This window comes from Novosphingobium sp., from assembly GCF_025351285.1.
Taxonomy (GTDB): Bacteria; Pseudomonadota; Alphaproteobacteria; order Sphingomonadales; family Sphingomonadaceae; genus Novosphingobium.
In genome coordinates, this window is the sequence record NZ_JANXWG010000057.1 from 1 (window position 1) to 16,622 (window position 16,622).

Below are 16,622 nucleotides of genomic sequence, written 5' to 3' on the forward strand. Positions count from 1 at the left end.
TGTCGAGCGAAGTCGCGACACGTCAGCGCCAGGCCAGCGTGTCTCGACTTCGCTCGACACGAACGGTGGGTAGGTCAGTCAGGCGCGCACCATCCCCAGCGCCATGCGCTCCAACGCCTCACCCATCCGCTCGGCAATCTCGGCATCCGCCGGCGTCGCATCGGCAATCGCGCGGTTCATCGCCTCGACCCACTGCTCCGCCGTCTCGCGATCAATGCCCAACCCGCCATGCGCGCTCATCATGCACTTGCCCGGATTCGCCTCCCACCAATCGCGCGGCCCCCCCGCCCAACCCGCCAGAAACGAAGGCAAAGACTCGCGCATCGGCCCCAGATCCACCGCATGCATCGCCCGTAGTTTCGCATAGGCGGGCTCCTCGTCCATCAGATCATAAAACCGATCGGTAATCCGACGGATGACGTCATGACCGCCCATGCGCTCGAACGGGGATTGCGGCGGCGATTCAAGCGCTTGCGTGGCCAAGGCGTGCTCCGGTCAGGATTGCGGGAGCTTGGGCAGTAGCAGCGCGGTGGGGGAGCGGGTTTGATCTGGCGCAAATTGCTGCGCAAGTTTGGGAAGGGGTAGAAGGGCCTCCGGCGGGCAAGGGCCAGCGGCCCTTGCATCCCTTTAGCCGGTTTTTCTGCGAAATGGGGCTTCGAGGTGCTCGAACAACTGCTCTTAAGGAATCCCAGTCTTGTCCCGAACGGCAGAAATGGTGTGGTGAACGGACGCTAGCCTAAAGCCGCAAGCGCCCTTTGAGTCTCAACAACGGTTGGCGGTCGACTGTCATCTGCGACAAACTCAATCGCTTCCACAACCGCCTCGTCTTCAGGTTGGAAATCTTCGCTCATCATCAGGCAATCGCCGGTGTAGTTGGCCGATTGCCAAGGAACGCTTCTATCTAGCATGCAACGAAGCAGCCGTCTCATGTGCTCGCGGGTTACTGTCGTCTGCGGCCCATCCGTTACGATGATGTAACCGACTTTGGCTGGCGAGCGGATGCCTTCGACGCAAGCATCCACCTCCTCATTTATCAGGCTGCTAAAATCCTCTGGGGTGGTTTTCCCATCAAGGAATGAGACGAGCAATGCATGGTCCATTTGCTCTGATTAGCGAAGCGCCAGACGTCCGCAAAGTGGTCGTGGCCGGACAGGCCGCTTGCGATTTTGATTGCCGCGAAGCGGCTATTTGGTAATTTTCTGCCAATCGGTGCAGTCTTTCGGCCAACAGACCGCCCAAGCTAGGTAACGGGATGCAAGGGTCCCTGACCCTTGCCCGCCGGAGGCCCCTTCACCCCCTGCAAAGACCCCAATTCAAACCGCAACCAATCTCGAACAAACCCCATTTTCCTACACGGAAACAAGCCGCTAGCCTCGGATCGGTTTTTTGAAACTGGAATCCACGCCCGGCTCAAGCGAACAACGCTCTCACGTATAACCTTTATCAACCAAACCCCCGCGACTCGGCGGAAATGCGTCAGGTGATCAACGCCTTCAACGTCTCAAGGCGGTCGGCTTCGTGGGCGGGTTTGTCGGCGCGGATGCGGTTGATGCGGGGGAAGCGCATGGCGACGCCGGACTTGTGGCGTTTGCTGGTGTGGACCGAGTCGAAGGCGACTTCGAGGACGAGTGATTTGTCGGTTTCGCGGACGGGTCCAAAGCGGGCGGTGGTGTGGCGGCGGACGTGGCTGTCGAGCCATTTGAGTTCCTCGTCGGTGAAGCCGAAGTAGGCTTTGCCGACGGGGGTGAGTTCGGCTCCAGTGTCTGGGTTGCCGTCCCAGCAGCCGAAGGTGAAGTCGGAGTAGAAGCTCGATCGTTTGCCCGAGCCGCGTTGGGCGTACATCAGGACGCAGTCGATCAGGAGCGGATCGCGTTTCCACTTGAACCACAGGCCGGCGCGGCGGCCGGCGACGTAAGTTGAGGAGCGGTGTTTGAGCATGACGCCTTCGATGGCGTCGTCCCGGGCGCGGGATCGGAGGTCTTCGAGGGCGGAGAGGTTTTCGGCTTCGATGAGTTGGCTGATGTCGAAGCGGGTAGGGTCGAGGCGGGGGAGCAGGGTTTCTAATGCGGCGCGGCGTTCGGTCCACGGGAGCGGGCGCAAGTCTTCGCCTTCGACTATGAGGGCGTCGTATAGGCGGACGAAAGCGGGGTATTGGATCAGCATGGCCTTCGAAACGGTCTTGCGGCCGAGGCGTTGCTGAAGCGCGTTGAAGCTGGCGGCGCCGCCTTGTTTGGCCTCATTACCGGCGCCGCCCTGGTGCTCGCCGCGGACGAGGAGTTCGCCGTCGAGCACGGCGGGGAATGGCAGCGCGCCGGCGACGTCGGGAAAGGCGGCGGAGATATCCTCGCCGCCGCGCGAGTAAACCCGGGCTTCGTCGCCGACGCGGACGAGCTGGACGCGGATACCGTCCCATTTCCACTCGGCGGCGTAGTCGGCGAAGTTGGTGGTGACGGTGGCGAGCGCGGGGCCTTCGAGCGGGTGCGCGAGCATGAACGGGCGGAACAGCGGGAGCGCGCTAGAATCGGGGGCGTCAGCGCCTTCGGCGGCCCATTGGAACAGCGGGAGATAGGGGGCGGTCTGGCCGTGCCAGTGTTCCTCGACTTCCTCGACGTCGACCTGGAAGGCTTGCGCGAAGGCGGTCTTGGCGAGGCGGGCGGAAATGCCGATGCGCATGGCGCCGGTGGCGAGCTTGAGCAGGGCGTAGCGGCCGCTGGTATCGAGCCGGTCGAGCAGGCCGGCAAGGACGCCGGGAGCGGTGGCGCGGTTGGTGGCGGTAAGGATGGTGACGGTTTCGGCCACGGTGGGCGGGGGGAGTTGGTCGGCGGGCGGTTCGGGCCAGAGCAGGCTGGCGGTTTCGGCGGTGTCGCCGACGTAATCGCGCGAAAGGGTCCACAGGACCGGGTCGACCCGCTCGGTCATCAGGTTGCGGATGGTGGAGGCCTTGACCGCGGGGAAGTCGAGACCGTCGGTCAGGGCGGCGAGGGCCCAGCCGCGATCGGGATTGGGGGTGCGGCGCAGGTAATCGGCGATCAGCGCCAGCTTGCCATTGCGGCTGCGGGTGGTGACGAGCGCATCGAGGAGCGCGGCGAACTGCTCCATCAGTCGTCCTCATCCTCGAAGCCGACCAGGGCGAGCGCGCGGGCCTTGCGCTGGTGGAGTTCGCACCAGCGCAGGAGCGCTTCCTCGCGGCCGTGAGTGATCCAGGTTTCGGTAGGGTTCACGTCAGCGATGGTGCAGGTGAGTTCGTCCCAGTCGGCGTGGTCGGAGATGATCAGCGGCAGTTCGACATTGCGCTGCACCGCGCGCTGGCGAACGCGCATCCAGCCCGAGGCCATCGCGGTGATCGGGTCGGGCAGGCGGCGACTCCAGCGGTCGCTAAGCGCGGAGGGGGGACACATGACGATGCCGCCGATTAGCGCGCCTTTGGGTGCATCGGCCACCGGGCGCAGATCGCCCAGGTCGATGTCGAAGTCTTCGTAAAGCCCGCACGTCCGCTCCATCGCACCGTGGAGCCAGATCGGATCGGTGTACCCAGCGCGGCGCAGTTCGGCGATTACGCGCTGCGCCTTGCCCAAGGCATAAGCACCGACCAGCACACAGCGATCGGGATTGCGCGCGCGAGTGTCGAGCAGCTTGGCGATTTCCTGCTCGATCGGCGGATGGCGGAACACTGGCAGCGCGAAAGTCGCCTCGGTGATGAGCAAGTCGCAGGGGGTGACGGCGAAGGGCGTCGCGGTCGGGTCGGGGCTGCGTTTGAAATCGCCGGTGATGACCACCCGTTCGCCCGCGTGTTCGAGCAGGATTTGCGCTGAACCGAGCACGTGGCCCGCAGGGACGAATGTGGCGCGGACATTGCCCGGAAGCGAATGAGTCTCGCCATAAGCGACCGGCACGACGCCATGCTCGACGCCATAACGCAATGCCATGATTGCCAGTGTGGCGGGCGTGGCGATCGTCTCGCCATGGCCCCCGCGCGCGTGATCGGCATGACCATGCGTCACCAGCGCGCGATCGACCGCGCGCGACGGATCGATCCATGCATCCGCCGGTGCGATGTAGAGCCCCATCGGTTCGGGCTTCAGCCAGGAAAACGGGGCGCTCATGTTCGAAGGCAAGCGCGCGGGCAACGGGATGGTTCCGTTGCCCGCGCGTCTGGTTTCATCGACATCACGCTATTGCGCTGAACCTCACTCGGTTTCGTCCGTGCTCGGCTCGGGCGTGGCGGGTTTGGCGTTCTTGCCCTTGGCTGCAGCTTTCTTCCCGCCCTTTTTCGGCGAGAGCTTGGGCGGCGCCGGGGTCAGTTCGAACGACAGCGCCTCGCTTGTCTCGCCATCCTTAAGGCTGACGTGGACTTCGCCGCCATTGACCAGCTTGCCGAACAACAGTTCCTCAGCGAGCGGTTGTTTGACCTTTTCCTGGATCAGCCGCGCCATCGGACGAGCACCATAGAGCCGGTCATACCCACGCCTGGCCAACCAGGCGCGTGCGTCCGAATCGAACTGGATGTGGACGTTTTGTTCGGCCAGTTGCAGTTCGAGCTGGAGGATGAACTTGTCCACCACCCGGCTGACGACCTCGGTGCCGAGGTAGGCGAACGGCACGATCGCATCGAGGCGGTTGCGGAATTCGGGCGAGAACATCTTCTTCACCGCCTCGTCGCCCGCGTCTTCCTTGCTTACGTCGCCGAAGCCGATGCCGTTGCGCGCCATGTCGCTGGCGCCGGCATTGGTCGTCATGATCAGCACGACATTGCGGAAATCGACCGTCTTGCCGTGGTGATCGGTAAGCCGCCCGTTGTCCATCACCTGCAACAGGATGTTGAACAGATCGGGGTGCGCCTTTTCGATTTCGTCGAGCAACAGCACGCAATGCGGCTGCTGGTCGATCGCGTCGGTCAGCAAGCCGCCCTGGTCGAACCCGACATAACCCGGGGGCGCACCGATCAGCCGGCTGATCGAGTGGCGTTCCATGTATTCGGACATGTCGAAGCGCTGGAGCGGGATGCCCATGATCTGCGACAGACTGCGCGCGACTTCGGTCTTGCCGACGCCGGTGGGGCCCGAGAACAGGAACGAACCGATCGGCTTGTCGGGATCGCGCAGGCCCGCACGGCTCAGCTTCATCGCAGTCGACAGGCGGTGGATCGCATCGTCCTGGCCGAACACCAGACGCTTGAGATCGCGCTCGAGATGTTCGAGCACCTTCTTGTCGTCGCTCGAAACCGACTTGGGCGGAATGCGCGCCATCGTCGCGATGACCTGTTCGATCTCGCGCGCTGTGATGGTCTTCTTGCGCTTGTTCGGCGGCACCAGCATCTGCATCGCCCCCACTTCGTCGATCACATCGATCGCCTTGTCGGGCAGCTTGCGGTCGTTGATGTAGCGCGCCGAAAGTTCGACCGCGGTCTTGATCGCATCGGGCGTGTACTTGACCTTGTGATGGTCCTCGAAAGCGGTGCGCAAGCCCTTGAGGATCTTGATGGTGTCCTCGATCGAAGGTTCGTTGACGTCGATTTTCTGGAAGCGCCGCAGCAGCGCGCGGTCCTTCTCGAAGTGGTTGCGGAATTCCTTGTACGTGGTCGAACCGATGCAGCGGATCGCACCCGAAGACAACGCCGGCTTGAGCAGGTTCGACGCATCCATCGCGCCGCCGCTGGTCGCGCCGGCGCCGATTACGGTGTGGATTTCATCGATGAACAGAACCGCATGCGGCATCTTTTCGAGCTCGTTGACGACCTGCTTGAGCCGTTCCTCGAAATCGCCGCGATAGCGCGTTCCCGCCAGCAGGCTGCCCATGTCGAGCGAGTAGATCACTGCTTCGGCGAGCACTTCGGGCACGTCGCCTTCGACGATCTTGCGCGCCAGGCCTTCGGCGATCGCGGTCTTGCCCACCCCCGGATCGCCCACGTAGAGCGGGTTGTTCTTCGAGCGGCGGCACAGGATCTGGATCGTGCGATCAACTTCGGGTCCGCGCCCGATCAGCGGATCGATCTTGCCCGTCAGCGCCTTTTCATTGAGGTTGACGCAGAACTGGTCAAGCGCCGAATCCTTCTTGTTGGCTCCGCTCTTGGCTTCCTGTTTTTCCTCGGGCTTGTCGCCTTCGCCTTCGGACTTGGAGCCGCTCTTTTCGATCTGGCGGCCGCCCTTGCCGATGCCGTGGCTGATGAAGCTGACCGCGTCGAGCCGGCTCATGTCCTGCTGCTGAAGGAAGTAGACCGCGTAGGAATCACGCTCGGAAAACAGCGCGACCAGCACGTTGGCGCCGGTGACGGTGTCCTTGCCCGATGACTGCACGTGCAGGATGGCGCGCTGGATCACGCGTTGGAACCCGGCGGTGGGCTGCGGATCGGCCTTGTCCTGCGTTTTGAGCGACTGGTATTCCTGGTCGAGATACTGGCGCACCACATCGCCGAGATCGCCAAGATCGACGCCGCAAGCCTGCATGACTTGTGCCGCGTCGCTATCATCGATCAGCGCGAGCAGCAGATGCTCGAGCGTTGCGTATTCGTGGCTGCGTTCGGAGGCATTGCCGAGCGCGGCGTGGAGGGTCTTCTCGAGGCTCTGGGCAAAACTGGGCATGCGAGGTCTTTCCGGCTTTCGCCTTCATGCTGCCTGGGAAATCCAAGGAAACACGAACATGGTTAACTGAACGCTAAATAGGCACTGTTCCGAACCGCATGCGTCCGCTGCGGCAGGAGAGACGGGAAACGCGTCGCCGGATCAGGCCGGCCTTGTGGGTGGTGCGTGGTGTACACCACAGTAATTGGGGAGTGGAACGGTCGCCCGCAAGGAGGGCGGTCTGCGTCACTGCGCGCCTGCACCAGAGGACGGGCTGCCGAATAGCGAAGCCGCAGCCCGCATGTGCGCGGCCTTCTTGTCCCGATGCGCGGCCACACGATCGATTTCCGCTTCGAGCATGGCAATGCGGCGCGCCAGTTCGTCCTGCGAATAGGTATCGAGCAGCTCTCCGGCAAGTTGGCTGGCTGCATCGCCTTTGGGGCGGGGACGATCGTCGGGTTCCATGATGACGGAAATGTCAGCCTACGCGGCCTTGCTGTCAACCGGTCCGTTAGCTAGTGCAGCAACCTTGTGACGCTTAAGACACAACGGGGTTTTCAATGAAGCCGTTTCCCGATGAAATGGCCGCGGTGGGGTTCGATGCCCCGGGTGGTCCCGGTGTCCTGCGAATCGAGCGAATGGCAGTGCCGCGCCCCGGCCCAGGTGAAGTGCTGGTCAAAGTCGCCTTCGCCGGCGTGAACCGCCCCGATGTCATCCAGCGCCTGGGATTTTATCCACCACCGCCGGGAGCATCGCTGATCCCAGGACTCGAGATTTCCGGCACCGTGGCGGCGCTTGGCGAAGGCGTGGTTACGCCGATACCCGGCCAGAACGTATGCGCGCTGGTATCGGGCGGAGGCTATGCCGAATATTGCATCGCCAAGGCGGCGCATTGCCTGCCGGTGCCCGAAGGACTGTCGCTGGAAATGGCGGCAGCGCTCCCGGAAACGCTGTTCACGGTATGGCACAACGTGTTCGAACGCGGTTTTGCGCGTGAGGGTGAAACGATCCTCGTTCATGGCGGCACCAGCGGCATCGGCGTGATGGCCATCCTGCTGGGCAAGCTGTTCGGGCTGACAGTGATCGTGACTTGCGGTTCCGACGCGAAGTGCGACGCGGCGCGCAATATCGGAGCTGATCACGCGATCGACTACAAGACAGCCGATTTTGTCGCCGAAGTCATGCAGATCACCGAAGGACGCGGGGTTGATCTGGTGCTCGACATGGTCGCCGGTGATTATGTTGCGCGCAATCTCAAATGCCTGGCCGAGGATGGCCGCCACGTGACGATCGCAGTGCAAGGCGGTGTGCGCGCCGAAATCAACATGGCCGAAGTGATGCGGCGGCGCCTCATGCTGACCGGTTCGACGCTTCGCCCCCGGTCAAACGGGTTCAAGGCGCTGCTGGCGGATGAAATCGCGCGCAACGCCTGGCCGCTGGTCGCCGATGGCAATTTGCGGCCGGTGATGGACCAGATTTTTCCATTAGCCGAAGCAGCAGCGGCGCACGCCCGGATGGAAGCCGGCGACCATATCGGGAAGATCGTTCTCAAAGTTCGCTGAACCGCGGCTCGTCCGGCGAACTCGGCTAATGGGTCGGCATGGTCCGCTCCCGGCCTGGACTTGCCACCGACCAGAAAACTGCCTGAAATCGAACGTCCGTCTTGCTGTTTGAGGCATCCTGCCCTAGATGGCAGGCTCTACGGCCGCTCCGCAAAGGGGCGGCCCTTGTTGTAACTGGCGTCCGAAAACGGCGCAAGCGATGGACGCACGGCCTCTCACGGCCCCCGCGCCTTTGGAGAATGTTCGTGAGCACCCAGATCGCCTATCCGCTGATGCCGCATGCCACCGCTTCGTGGCTGGTGGACAGCACCGCGCTCTCGTTCGAGCAGATCGCAGCGTTTTGCGGGCTCCACATCCTCGAAGTCCAGGCCATGGCCGATGACCTTGCCGGCTCCAAGTATACCGGGCGCGATCCGGTCCACGCCGGCGAATTGACCCAGGCCGAAATCGACCGCGGCCAAGCCAACGCCAACTACCGCCTGCGGATGCAAAAGGCGCCGATTTCAGTCAGCCGCACCAAGGGCCCGCGCTACACGCCGGTGTCCAAGCGGCAGGACAAGCCAGACGGCATCGCCTGGATCCTGCGCAATCACTCCGACATCTCGGACGCGCAGATCGGCAAGCTGATCGGCACCACCCGCACCACAATCGCCGCGATCCGTGATCGTTCGCACTGGAACATCTCGAACATCAACGCGAAGGATCCGGTTACGCTCGGCCTGTGCTCACAGCGCGAACTCGACGCGCTGGTTGCCAAGGCCGCCAAGAAGGCCGGCACCGCCGAAGACGAGGCCGCTTCGAACTTGCGCCTCGGCAACGACCGCGACGCCCTGATCGAAGAACTGCGCGCCGAACGCGAAGTGAACACCCGCGCTGCAGCCGAAGCGGCGCAGGAATCCGAAGCGGCCGCGTGGTTGCTGGCACGCAAGGCTGAGGGTTTGTCGGACAGCTAAGGTTGCGACAGGTTTGTGGAAAGTTCGCCTCCGGCGGGCAAGGGTGATGGCCCTTGCCCGCCGGAAGCTCTTCAAACCCTTCATCTCACGTCCTGGACCATCCCCGCACAACTTTCAGCAGCGCTTCGACATGCTCGATCGGTGTGAACTGCCCGATCCCATGCCCCAGGTTGAACACATGCGGTCGGTCGGCAAAACAATCGAGCACGTGCAGCGCGCCGCGTTCGAGTTCGGGACCCCCCGCCAACAGCAGCAGCGGATCGAGGTTGCCTTGCACCGGCATTCCGGCGGGTAATTCGCGCGCGGCCCAGACTGGGTCGATGGTTTCGTCCACGCCGACAGCGTCGACCCCGGTTTCATGGGCGTAGGCGACAAGTTTTTCGCCCGCGCCCTTGGGAAAACCGATGATCGGCACGTCGGGGTAGCATGCCTTCACCCTGCGGACGATCTCGCGGTTGGGCTGAATCACCCAGCGCTCGAATTCGGCCGGGGCCAGGGTGCCGGCCCAACTGTCGAACAGTTGCACGGCTTGCGCACCAGCTTCGATCTGCCCGATCAGGTAATCGACGGTGACATTGACGATGGCATCGATGATCGCGGCAAAGCGCGCGCGGTCGCGATAGGCCAGTGCGCGGGTCTCGTGCTGGTCGCGGCTGCCTTCGCCCGCGACCATGTAGGTGGCCACGGTCCAGGCGGACCCTGCGAAGCCCAGCATGGTGACCTCTGGGGCCAATGCAGCGCGTACCCGCCGTACTGTCTCGTAAATCGGCAACAGGCGCTCTGGCGAGGCGCTGAGGCCTTCCAGCGTGGCATCGAGCAGCCGTGGCGAGAGGTGGGGACCTTCACCCGCCAGGAACTTGAGATCCTGGCCCATGGCGTAAGGCACGATCAGGATGTCCGAAAACAGTATGGCGCCATCGAAACCGAAGCGGCGCAGCGGTTGGATCGTGATCTCGGCGGCGGCGGCTGGATCGTAGACCAGTTCGAGAAAGCCGCCCTTGTCCGCCCGCAACGCGCGATATTCGGGGAGATAACGACCAGCCTGCCGCATCAGCCACATCGGCCGGCTGGCCAGATTTTCGCCTTTGAGTGTACGCAAAAGCGGAGGATCAATTCCATCGGACATCGTTTCAGGCCGTCCCTCTTATCTAAAATAGAATCTTTATAGAGTCTGGTAGTGGATAACAGTTGCACTGTGGATAGTGGGGATAGCAAGGCTGTGCCCGATTTGTGCGGATGCGCAAACCCGATTCCTGCCATCGAATCGCCGCTTGCGCGTGGCAAGACGAAGTTCTCAACGCTATCCCCAGCCTGTTGAAAACCATATCCACCTGTGGGCTCGAATGGTTTGAACAGGCCGATACCGGGCATGGAATCGGCCGCCGAACTTGTGATCGGCCCTCTCCCGTGGTTTATCCGATGCTTGTCCACAGCGCTCTCCCGGGTGGCTTTTACCCGCGATGTGCGCCCCTTTCGCTCTGGTTATGGCGGGATCATGCAACGGTTGCATCTGCACCTTCTGTCGGATTCGACGGGCGAGACGCTAGAGATGATCGCCAAAGCGGCATTGGCGCAGTTCGAGGATGCCGATGTCGTGCGGCACTTCTGGCCGATGGTACGCTCGCAGCAGCACCTCGACCGGATCATGGGCGAAATCGCCGACAAACCGGGACTGGTGCTGTTCACGCTGGTCAATGATCAGACCCGACTGCGGCTGGAAGAACGCTGCATGGCGTTGGGCCTGCCGATCGTCGACGCGCTCGATGCGGTGACCAATGCGCTCGAGCAGCAGCTTGGCCGGCAGGCGCAAGGTCGGCCGGGGCGCCAGCACGCGATGGACGAGGCCTATTTCGCGCGCGTGGCCGCGATCCAGTTCACGATTGCGCACGACGACGGGGTGCTGGCCGAGGACTGGGAAGAAGCCGATATCGTCCTGGCGGGGGTTTCGCGCTCCTCCAAGACGCCGACTTCGATCTACCTGGCCAATCGCGGGTTCAAGGTGGCCAATATCCCGATCGTGCCGGTCAGCCCGCCGCCGCAATCGCTGTTCGCTTTGCGCCGGCCGCTGGTGGTGGGGCTGACGACTGCGCCCGAACGGCTGATCCAGGTCCGCCGCAACCGGTTGTTGTCACTCAACCAGGCGCCTGAAACGCCCTATGTCGACGCCGATACCGTGGCCAAGGAGGTCCAGTTCGCGCGCCGGATGTTTGCCGACAATAACTGGCCGGTGATCGACGTCTCGCGCCGTTCGATCGAGGAAACCGCCGCTGCGGTGATTGCGCTGTACAACGAGCGCGTGGCGACAGGGCCGGGCGAGCTGGGTTCGCGACCGATCTGAAGGTGCGAGTTTTGCAAACCGGATCGCCGCGATCTAAGACGGCCGCTCAGTTCTTGTCGGAGAGCCCAAACCCATGTTGATCCTCGCCTCGCAAAGCGCCTCGCGCAAGGCGATGCTCGAGGCCGCGGGCGTGCCGTTCGAGGCGCGCAGTTCGGATGTGGACGAAGGCGCGATCAAGCGCGAACTGGTGGCGGTCCCGGCTGCCGAAATCGCGATGATCCTGGCCGAAGCCAAGGCGATGGCGGTATCGGTCGGCGCGCCGGGCAGGCTGGTCCTGGGTGGCGATTCAGTCGTGGAAGTGTGCGGTCGGTTGTTCGATAAGCCGCGCGATCGCGACGAAGCCGTTGAGCACTTACAGTACTTCTCGGGCCAGGAAATGCACTTGCTTGCCGCCGCCGTGTTGATGCGCGACGGGCGCGCCGTGTGGCGGCATTGCGATTGCGCGCGGTTGCGCGTTCGCACGCTCGATCCGGCCTTCATCGACAGCTACCTCGCGCGCGAGTGGCCGGCTGTGGCAGGCTGTGTCGGGGTGTTCCGGATCGAAGCCTTGGGGGTGCACTTGTTCGAACAGGTGGATGGCAGCCACTTCACCGTTCTCGGCATGCCGTTGCTGCCGTTGCTGGGCGCGCTGCGCGAACAAGGGGAAATCGCGGCTTGAGCGTGACCGTTGACGACCGGCCCACCGATGAACGGCCATTGCCGTTGCTGGCTGGGCTGATGGGCTGGCCGGTGGCGCAGTCCAAGTCGCAGATCATCCATGAATTCTGGCTCAAGCGGCTTGGGCTCGATGGTCACTACATCCGCTTGCCTGTGCCACCGGGCGAGGCCGAAAAGGCGATGCGCGGCATGGTTGCGCTCGGCTTTGCCGGCCTCCAGGCAACGATGCCGCACAAGCGCGCGTGCTTCGAACTGGTCGATCATCGAACACCTGCCGCCAGCGCGTTGGGTGCGGTCAACACCGTGATCGTCGAAGCCGATGGCAGCCTGACGGGGGAGAACACCGACTTGCCCGGCTTCGTCGAGCCCATCGCTGGACTCGATCTCTCGGGCGAGATGGTGACGGTGCTGGGCGCCGGCGGCGCGGCCGCAGCGGTCAGCGCGGGTCTGGCGTCGCTGGGCGCAAGCCGGATCGTCTTCGTCAACCGATCGGCTGCGGGAATTGCCAAGTTGCTCGGTGACATAGCGGGCTCACTGGCGTCGTGCGAAGTCGTGACCGCCGACTGGGACAAGGCGCAGGCATTCGCCAATGAGAGTCGGCTGATTGCCAACGCGACCTCGCTCGGCATGGCGGGGATGCCGTCGCTTCCGCTTTCGACCGAAGATCTGCGCGGCGACGCCATCGTCTATGACATCGTCACGCATCCGCACAAAACGCCGCTGCTGCTTGCAGCCAAAGCGCGTGGATTGCGCACGCACGATGGGCTCGAAATGCTGATCGGCCAGGCGCGCGAAGCCTTCCGCCGGTTCTATCGCGCTGAACCGCCGGCCGACGCCGATCACGATTTGCGCAAACTGTTGATCGGGTGAGTCGCAAGCGATGAGCAAAGCCTTCGTGCGTCCTTTCATTCTGGGCCTGACCGGCTCGATCGGAATGGGAAAATCCGCAGTCGCGGCGATGTTTGCGGACCTTGGCGTTCCGGTGTTCGACGCCGATGCCGCGGTCCATCGGCTGCAAGGCCCCGGCGGTGCGCTGTTACCCGAAATCGAGGCGGCGTTCCCCGGGAGCACCGACGCACAAGGCGTGAAACGTGCAGAACTCGGCGCCCGCGTGTTCGGCACGCCCGAAGAACTCAGGAAGCTCGAGGCCATCGTCCACCCCGCCGTCTACTCCATGCGCCAGGCCTTCCTCGCTGACCACGCTGTCGAATCACTAATTTTGTTCGATATACCGCTGCTATACGAAAAGGGCGGGGCAGACCGGCTCGATGCCGTAGCCGTGGTTTCGGCGCCGGCCGAGGTGCAGCGTGAGCGGGTCCTGGCTCGACCCGGCATGACGCCTGAGAAGTTCGCGCACATCCTTGGCTTGCAAGTGCCCGATGCCGAAAAACGCGCCCGCGCGGACTTCGTGATCGATACCGGCGTGCCAATCGACCGGACCCGCGCACAAGTCAGCGCGCTTATTGCCCGACTACGTGAAAAAAAGCGGTCCTGAAGCTTGCCAGCGGGGCAGGCTGGTTCGATAACGACACAACAATGCGTGAAATCGTTTTCGATACCGAAACCACGGGGCTCGACCCACGCAAGGGTGACCGGCTGGTCGAGATCGGCTGCATCGAAATGATCCACCGCGTGGCCACGGGCCGCACCTTCCACGGCTACTTCAATCCCCAGCGCGACATGCCCGCCGAAGCGCAAGCGGTGCACGGGCTTTCGGCAACTTTCCTGGCAGACAAGCCGCTGTTCGGGACAAGGGCTGCCGAATTGCTTGAATTCCTGGGCGATGCACCGCTGGTGGCGCACAATGCCAGCTTCGACTTCGGGTTTCTCAACACCGAGCTGGCGATCTGCGGACTGGCGCCAGTCGATCGCGCGCGGATGGTCGACACCGTGGCGATTGCCAAACGCAAGCATCCCGGCGCCAAGCTTTCGCTCGACGCGCTGTGCAGCCGCTACGGCATCGATCGCAGCCATCGCGTGCTGCACGGCGCGCTGCTCGATGCCGAATTGCTGGCGCAATTGTACGTCGAACTCACCGGCGGCCGCCAGATCGGGCTGGAACTGGCAACAGGTTCGACGATTGAACCGACTGTGACGGCCGATGCACCTCTTGTGATCGAACGTCGCGTCCGACCACCCCGCACTCACTCCGCCAGTCCCGAGGAACTGGCCCTGCACACCGTATTCATTGCCCAGTTGAACGAGGCGATCTGGCTCAATTGAGCTGGTCGCAAGCTACCCCACGCGGGTCATGTTTCTAGGCCCGGACAGCAAGAAGGAGACCGCCATGGATATTCGCGTTTCGGGACACCAGGTCGAAACGGGCGCAGCGCTCCAAACCCACGCGGAAGAGCGATTGGGCGGCATCGTCGGAAAATATTTTGCACGGGCAATCTCGTCGCAAGTCACTTTGGGCAAGGCGCCCCACGGCGGATTTCGCTGCGATATCGTGACCCACGTCATGCATGGCCTGATCCTCAAGGGCAGTGGCGTTGCGCAGGACGCGCACGTCTCGCTCGACCAAGCATCGGAGAAGATCGACAAGCAGTTGCGCCGCTACAAGCGCCGCCTGAAAGATCGGCACGACGGCGCGGACTTCGCGCGAAAAGAGGAAGACGCAGCTTACGAGAATGCGGCGTACGTTGTTTTCCAGCACGATGAACTCAGCGACGAAGGCCCGGCCGATGCGCCGCTGGTTATCGCCGAAACACGCGTCGATGTTCCCGAAGCAACCGTTTCCGATGCTGTGATGATGCTCGATCTGCGCAATACCAACGCGCTCCTGTTCAAGAATGCGGGCACGGGCGTGCACAATCTTGTCTACCGGCGTGATGACGGCTCGATCGGCTGGGTCGAGCCCAAGACCTGACTCACGAGCTGACATAGCCAGACGAAACCGAAACAGCGGACCGGCAAGTTATGTGCCGGTCCGCTCTGCGCCGCGAACAGATTGCGAATCGCGCCGGAAAATCAGACTTGCGCGCTGTCACGTGAAAGCGCATTGGGCCCGCTTCCGTGCCACCGCACAGCGGCTTACCTCCCTATGACGGCGCTTTTTACCATCGATTCCCTTGCCGTGCAGATCGTGCACGTCGAGACCAAGCAGCAGATCGTTGCGCTCCTGGCTGAGCGCTTCGCTGCCGTGTATTCGCTCGACGCCAGCGAAGTGCTCGAGCGGATAGAGGATCGTGAGAAGCTTGGCAGCACCGGCTTCGGCCGCGGCGTGGCCATCCCGCATGCACGGATCGCCTCGTTGGCCAAACCGGTTGCGGTATTTCTGCGGCTTGAAAAGCCGGTCGATTTCGATTCTGCAGACGGCATGCCGATCGACTGCGCGTTCGGGCTGCTTTCTCCTGAACAGGCTGGCGCCACGCATCTGCAGGCGCTGGCGGCGATATCGCGCCTGATGCGCGACGAACGCATGCACGACGCGCTGCTGGCCGCGCCCGATGCCGAAGCGATTTACGGCTTGCTCGTCAATGTCATCGATCGCGACGCCGCCTGATCCTGATCCTGGTTCGAGCGACCATGTGCCGCTCGATAGCGCGCGGCTGCACTGGCGCGCTCTCGAAGGGCTCTACGCCAGTGCTCCGATCAACCGGAAGTTCGAATCCCGCATCGAGATCGGGCAAGAAGCCCATGCGCGCATCATCTTTGATATTTCGCCCGACGTTTTCCACGCTGCGGGGGCCGCGCACGGTACGATCTATTTCAAAATGCTCGACGATGCCGCGTTTTACGCCGCGAACACGCTGGTGACCGACCGGTTTCTGCTGACGACCTCGTTCAACTTGCAGTTTCTGCGCCCGATCCGTGCAGGCCGCGTGATCGCCGAAGGGCGCTGGATCAGCGGACGAAAACGCGTGTTCGTCGCCGAGGCACGCCTCATCGACAGCGGTGGTGAGGAAGTCGGTCGGGGAACCGGCACGTTCATGCGCTCGCACATTCCGCTCGCAAGCCTGGCCGGTTATGCCCAGAGCCTTCGCCAATCGCTCAGCCCCGGGGCATGAGCGACCGGCTGCCATCGCATATCGAAGCCAAGGCCTTGCTTCGGCAGGCACAATCACGTGGTGGCTTCAGCATGTTGCTCCACCGTGGCGATCGTGATCAGGGTGCTATCCTGCTGGTGCTGCGGACATTTACGGGGGAATCGAGCGTGTGCGAACGGTTGCCGCAAGTTGCCGGAGCAGCCCGATGGTCGCTGGTTAATCCTAAAGATATTCAAACGGATCAAGGTCTTAACGAATACTTAATGCGTCGGGTAACGCAGGACCCGGATCTATGGACCATTGAACTGACCGTCCCGGAAGTTGAACGGTTTGTCTCGGATCTGTCATCCTGAACTTGACGCTGCCGCGTTGCAGCATAAAGGCATGGCTCCGATTTTGCGCAGGCGGCGGGGGCCACATTCAGGTGGGTCGCGCAAGCACGCAGACGGGGGGTGACCAGCAAGGCCTCCGCATGAGGGTCCACGCAGTGTTTGCGTGACCAACTCTTACGCTCCTTGCGACGGCTCGCTCACCGCCCAATGACGATGAACCATGAGTTTCAAGCT

Annotated in this window: 18 protein-coding genes; 11 read left to right on the forward strand and 7 right to left on the reverse strand. The window is 63.0% G+C overall.

Features of this window, described 5'->3' with window-relative positions:
* Positions 1-78: 78 nt before the first annotated feature.
* The 6 genes from Q0R16_RS06990 to Q0R16_RS07015 form a co-directional block, all read right to left on the reverse strand.
* Positions 79-483 (reverse strand): group II truncated hemoglobin, encoded by a 405-nt coding sequence (locus tag Q0R16_RS06990; protein WP_295634100.1) that lies wholly within the window; start codon positions 481-483, stop codon positions 79-81.
* Between the two features lie 248 nt (positions 484-731).
* Positions 732-1,100: a hypothetical protein gene (locus Q0R16_RS06995; RefSeq protein ID WP_295634103.1), complete on the reverse strand. Its 369-nt coding sequence runs from the start codon at positions 1,098-1,100 to the stop codon at positions 732-734.
* A 376-nt stretch (positions 1,101-1,476) separates the two neighbouring features.
* Complete coding sequence (locus tag Q0R16_RS07000) at positions 1,477-3,099, reverse strand: cisplatin damage response ATP-dependent DNA ligase (protein WP_295634106.1); 1,623 nt, start codon at positions 3,097-3,099, stop codon at positions 1,477-1,479.
* Entirely contained in the window at positions 3,099-4,103 is a 1,005-nt protein-coding gene (locus tag Q0R16_RS07005) for a ligase-associated DNA damage response exonuclease (protein WP_295634109.1), read from the reverse strand. The genes Q0R16_RS07000 and Q0R16_RS07005 overlap by 1 nt, the downstream gene beginning before the upstream one ends.
* A gap of 84 nt (positions 4,104-4,187) precedes the next feature.
* A complete protein-coding gene (gene clpA / locus Q0R16_RS07010) occupies positions 4,188-6,578 on the reverse strand; it encodes an ATP-dependent Clp protease ATP-binding subunit ClpA (protein WP_295634112.1) in 2,391 nt (796 codons plus the stop codon).
* Positions 6,579-6,803: 225 nt separating this feature from the next.
* The gene (locus tag Q0R16_RS07015; RefSeq protein WP_295634115.1) at positions 6,804-7,022 is read right to left on the reverse strand and encodes a DUF1192 domain-containing protein; all 219 of its coding nucleotides are present in this window, start codon (positions 7,020-7,022) and stop codon (positions 6,804-6,806) included.
* A 95-nt stretch (positions 7,023-7,117) separates the two neighbouring features.
* Here Q0R16_RS07015 and Q0R16_RS07020 point away from each other — a divergent pair, with 95 nt between their 5' ends.
* Both Q0R16_RS07020 and Q0R16_RS07025 read left to right on the forward strand, forming a co-directional pair.
* The gene (locus Q0R16_RS07020) at positions 7,118-8,119 is read left to right on the forward strand and encodes an NAD(P)H-quinone oxidoreductase (RefSeq protein WP_295634118.1); all 1,002 of its coding nucleotides are present in this window, start codon (positions 7,118-7,120) and stop codon (positions 8,117-8,119) included.
* A gap of 239 nt (positions 8,120-8,358) precedes the next feature.
* Complete coding sequence (locus Q0R16_RS07025; protein ID WP_295634121.1) at positions 8,359-9,072, forward strand: DUF1013 domain-containing protein; 714 nt, start codon at positions 8,359-8,361, stop codon at positions 9,070-9,072.
* 85 nt (positions 9,073-9,157) lie between these two features.
* Here Q0R16_RS07025 and hemE read toward each other — a convergent pair whose 3' ends face one another.
* Positions 9,158-10,186, reverse strand: coding sequence for a uroporphyrinogen decarboxylase (gene hemE / locus Q0R16_RS07030; protein WP_295634223.1), 1,029 nt, complete (start codon positions 10,184-10,186; stop codon positions 9,158-9,160).
* A 381-nt stretch (positions 10,187-10,567) separates the two neighbouring features.
* Between hemE and Q0R16_RS07035 the strand changes: the two genes are divergently transcribed.
* The 9 genes from Q0R16_RS07035 (at position 10,568) to Q0R16_RS07075 (ending at position 16,409) form a co-directional block, all read left to right on the forward strand.
* Positions 10,568-11,410, forward strand: a complete 843-nt coding sequence (locus Q0R16_RS07035; RefSeq protein WP_295634125.1) for a pyruvate, water dikinase regulatory protein — start codon at positions 10,568-10,570, stop codon at positions 11,408-11,410.
* Between the two features lie 73 nt (positions 11,411-11,483).
* Positions 11,484-12,068: a nucleoside triphosphate pyrophosphatase gene (locus Q0R16_RS07040; protein ID WP_295634128.1), complete on the forward strand. Its 585-nt coding sequence runs from the start codon at positions 11,484-11,486 to the stop codon at positions 12,066-12,068.
* 2 nt (positions 12,069-12,070) lie between these two features.
* Positions 12,071-12,937 (forward strand): shikimate dehydrogenase, encoded by an 867-nt coding sequence (locus Q0R16_RS07045; protein WP_295634226.1) that lies wholly within the window; start codon positions 12,071-12,073, stop codon positions 12,935-12,937.
* Between the two features lie 10 nt (positions 12,938-12,947).
* Positions 12,948-13,562 carry a dephospho-CoA kinase gene (coaE, locus tag Q0R16_RS07050; RefSeq protein ID WP_295634132.1) on the forward strand — a complete coding sequence of 205 codons (615 nt, stop codon included), beginning with the start codon at positions 12,948-12,950 and terminating at the stop codon, positions 13,560-13,562.
* A 41-nt stretch (positions 13,563-13,603) separates the two neighbouring features.
* Positions 13,604-14,290, forward strand: a complete 687-nt coding sequence (gene dnaQ, locus Q0R16_RS07055) for a DNA polymerase III subunit epsilon (RefSeq protein WP_295634135.1) — start codon at positions 13,604-13,606, stop codon at positions 14,288-14,290.
* 64 nt (positions 14,291-14,354) lie between these two features.
* Complete coding sequence (gene raiA, locus Q0R16_RS07060) at positions 14,355-14,936, forward strand: ribosome-associated translation inhibitor RaiA (RefSeq protein WP_295634138.1); 582 nt, start codon at positions 14,355-14,357, stop codon at positions 14,934-14,936.
* A gap of 174 nt (positions 14,937-15,110) precedes the next feature.
* Positions 15,111-15,572: a PTS sugar transporter subunit IIA gene (locus Q0R16_RS07065; protein WP_295634229.1), complete on the forward strand. Its 462-nt coding sequence runs from the start codon at positions 15,111-15,113 to the stop codon at positions 15,570-15,572.
* Positions 15,547-16,077 (forward strand): PaaI family thioesterase, encoded by a 531-nt coding sequence (locus Q0R16_RS07070; RefSeq protein ID WP_295634141.1) that lies wholly within the window; start codon positions 15,547-15,549, stop codon positions 16,075-16,077. The genes Q0R16_RS07065 and Q0R16_RS07070 overlap by 26 nt, the downstream gene beginning before the upstream one ends.
* Complete coding sequence (locus Q0R16_RS07075) at positions 16,074-16,409, forward strand: DUF1491 family protein (RefSeq protein ID WP_295634143.1); 336 nt, start codon at positions 16,074-16,076, stop codon at positions 16,407-16,409. Before Q0R16_RS07070 ends, Q0R16_RS07075 begins: the two co-directional genes overlap by 4 nt.
* The last annotated feature ends 213 nt before the right edge of the window (positions 16,410-16,622 follow it).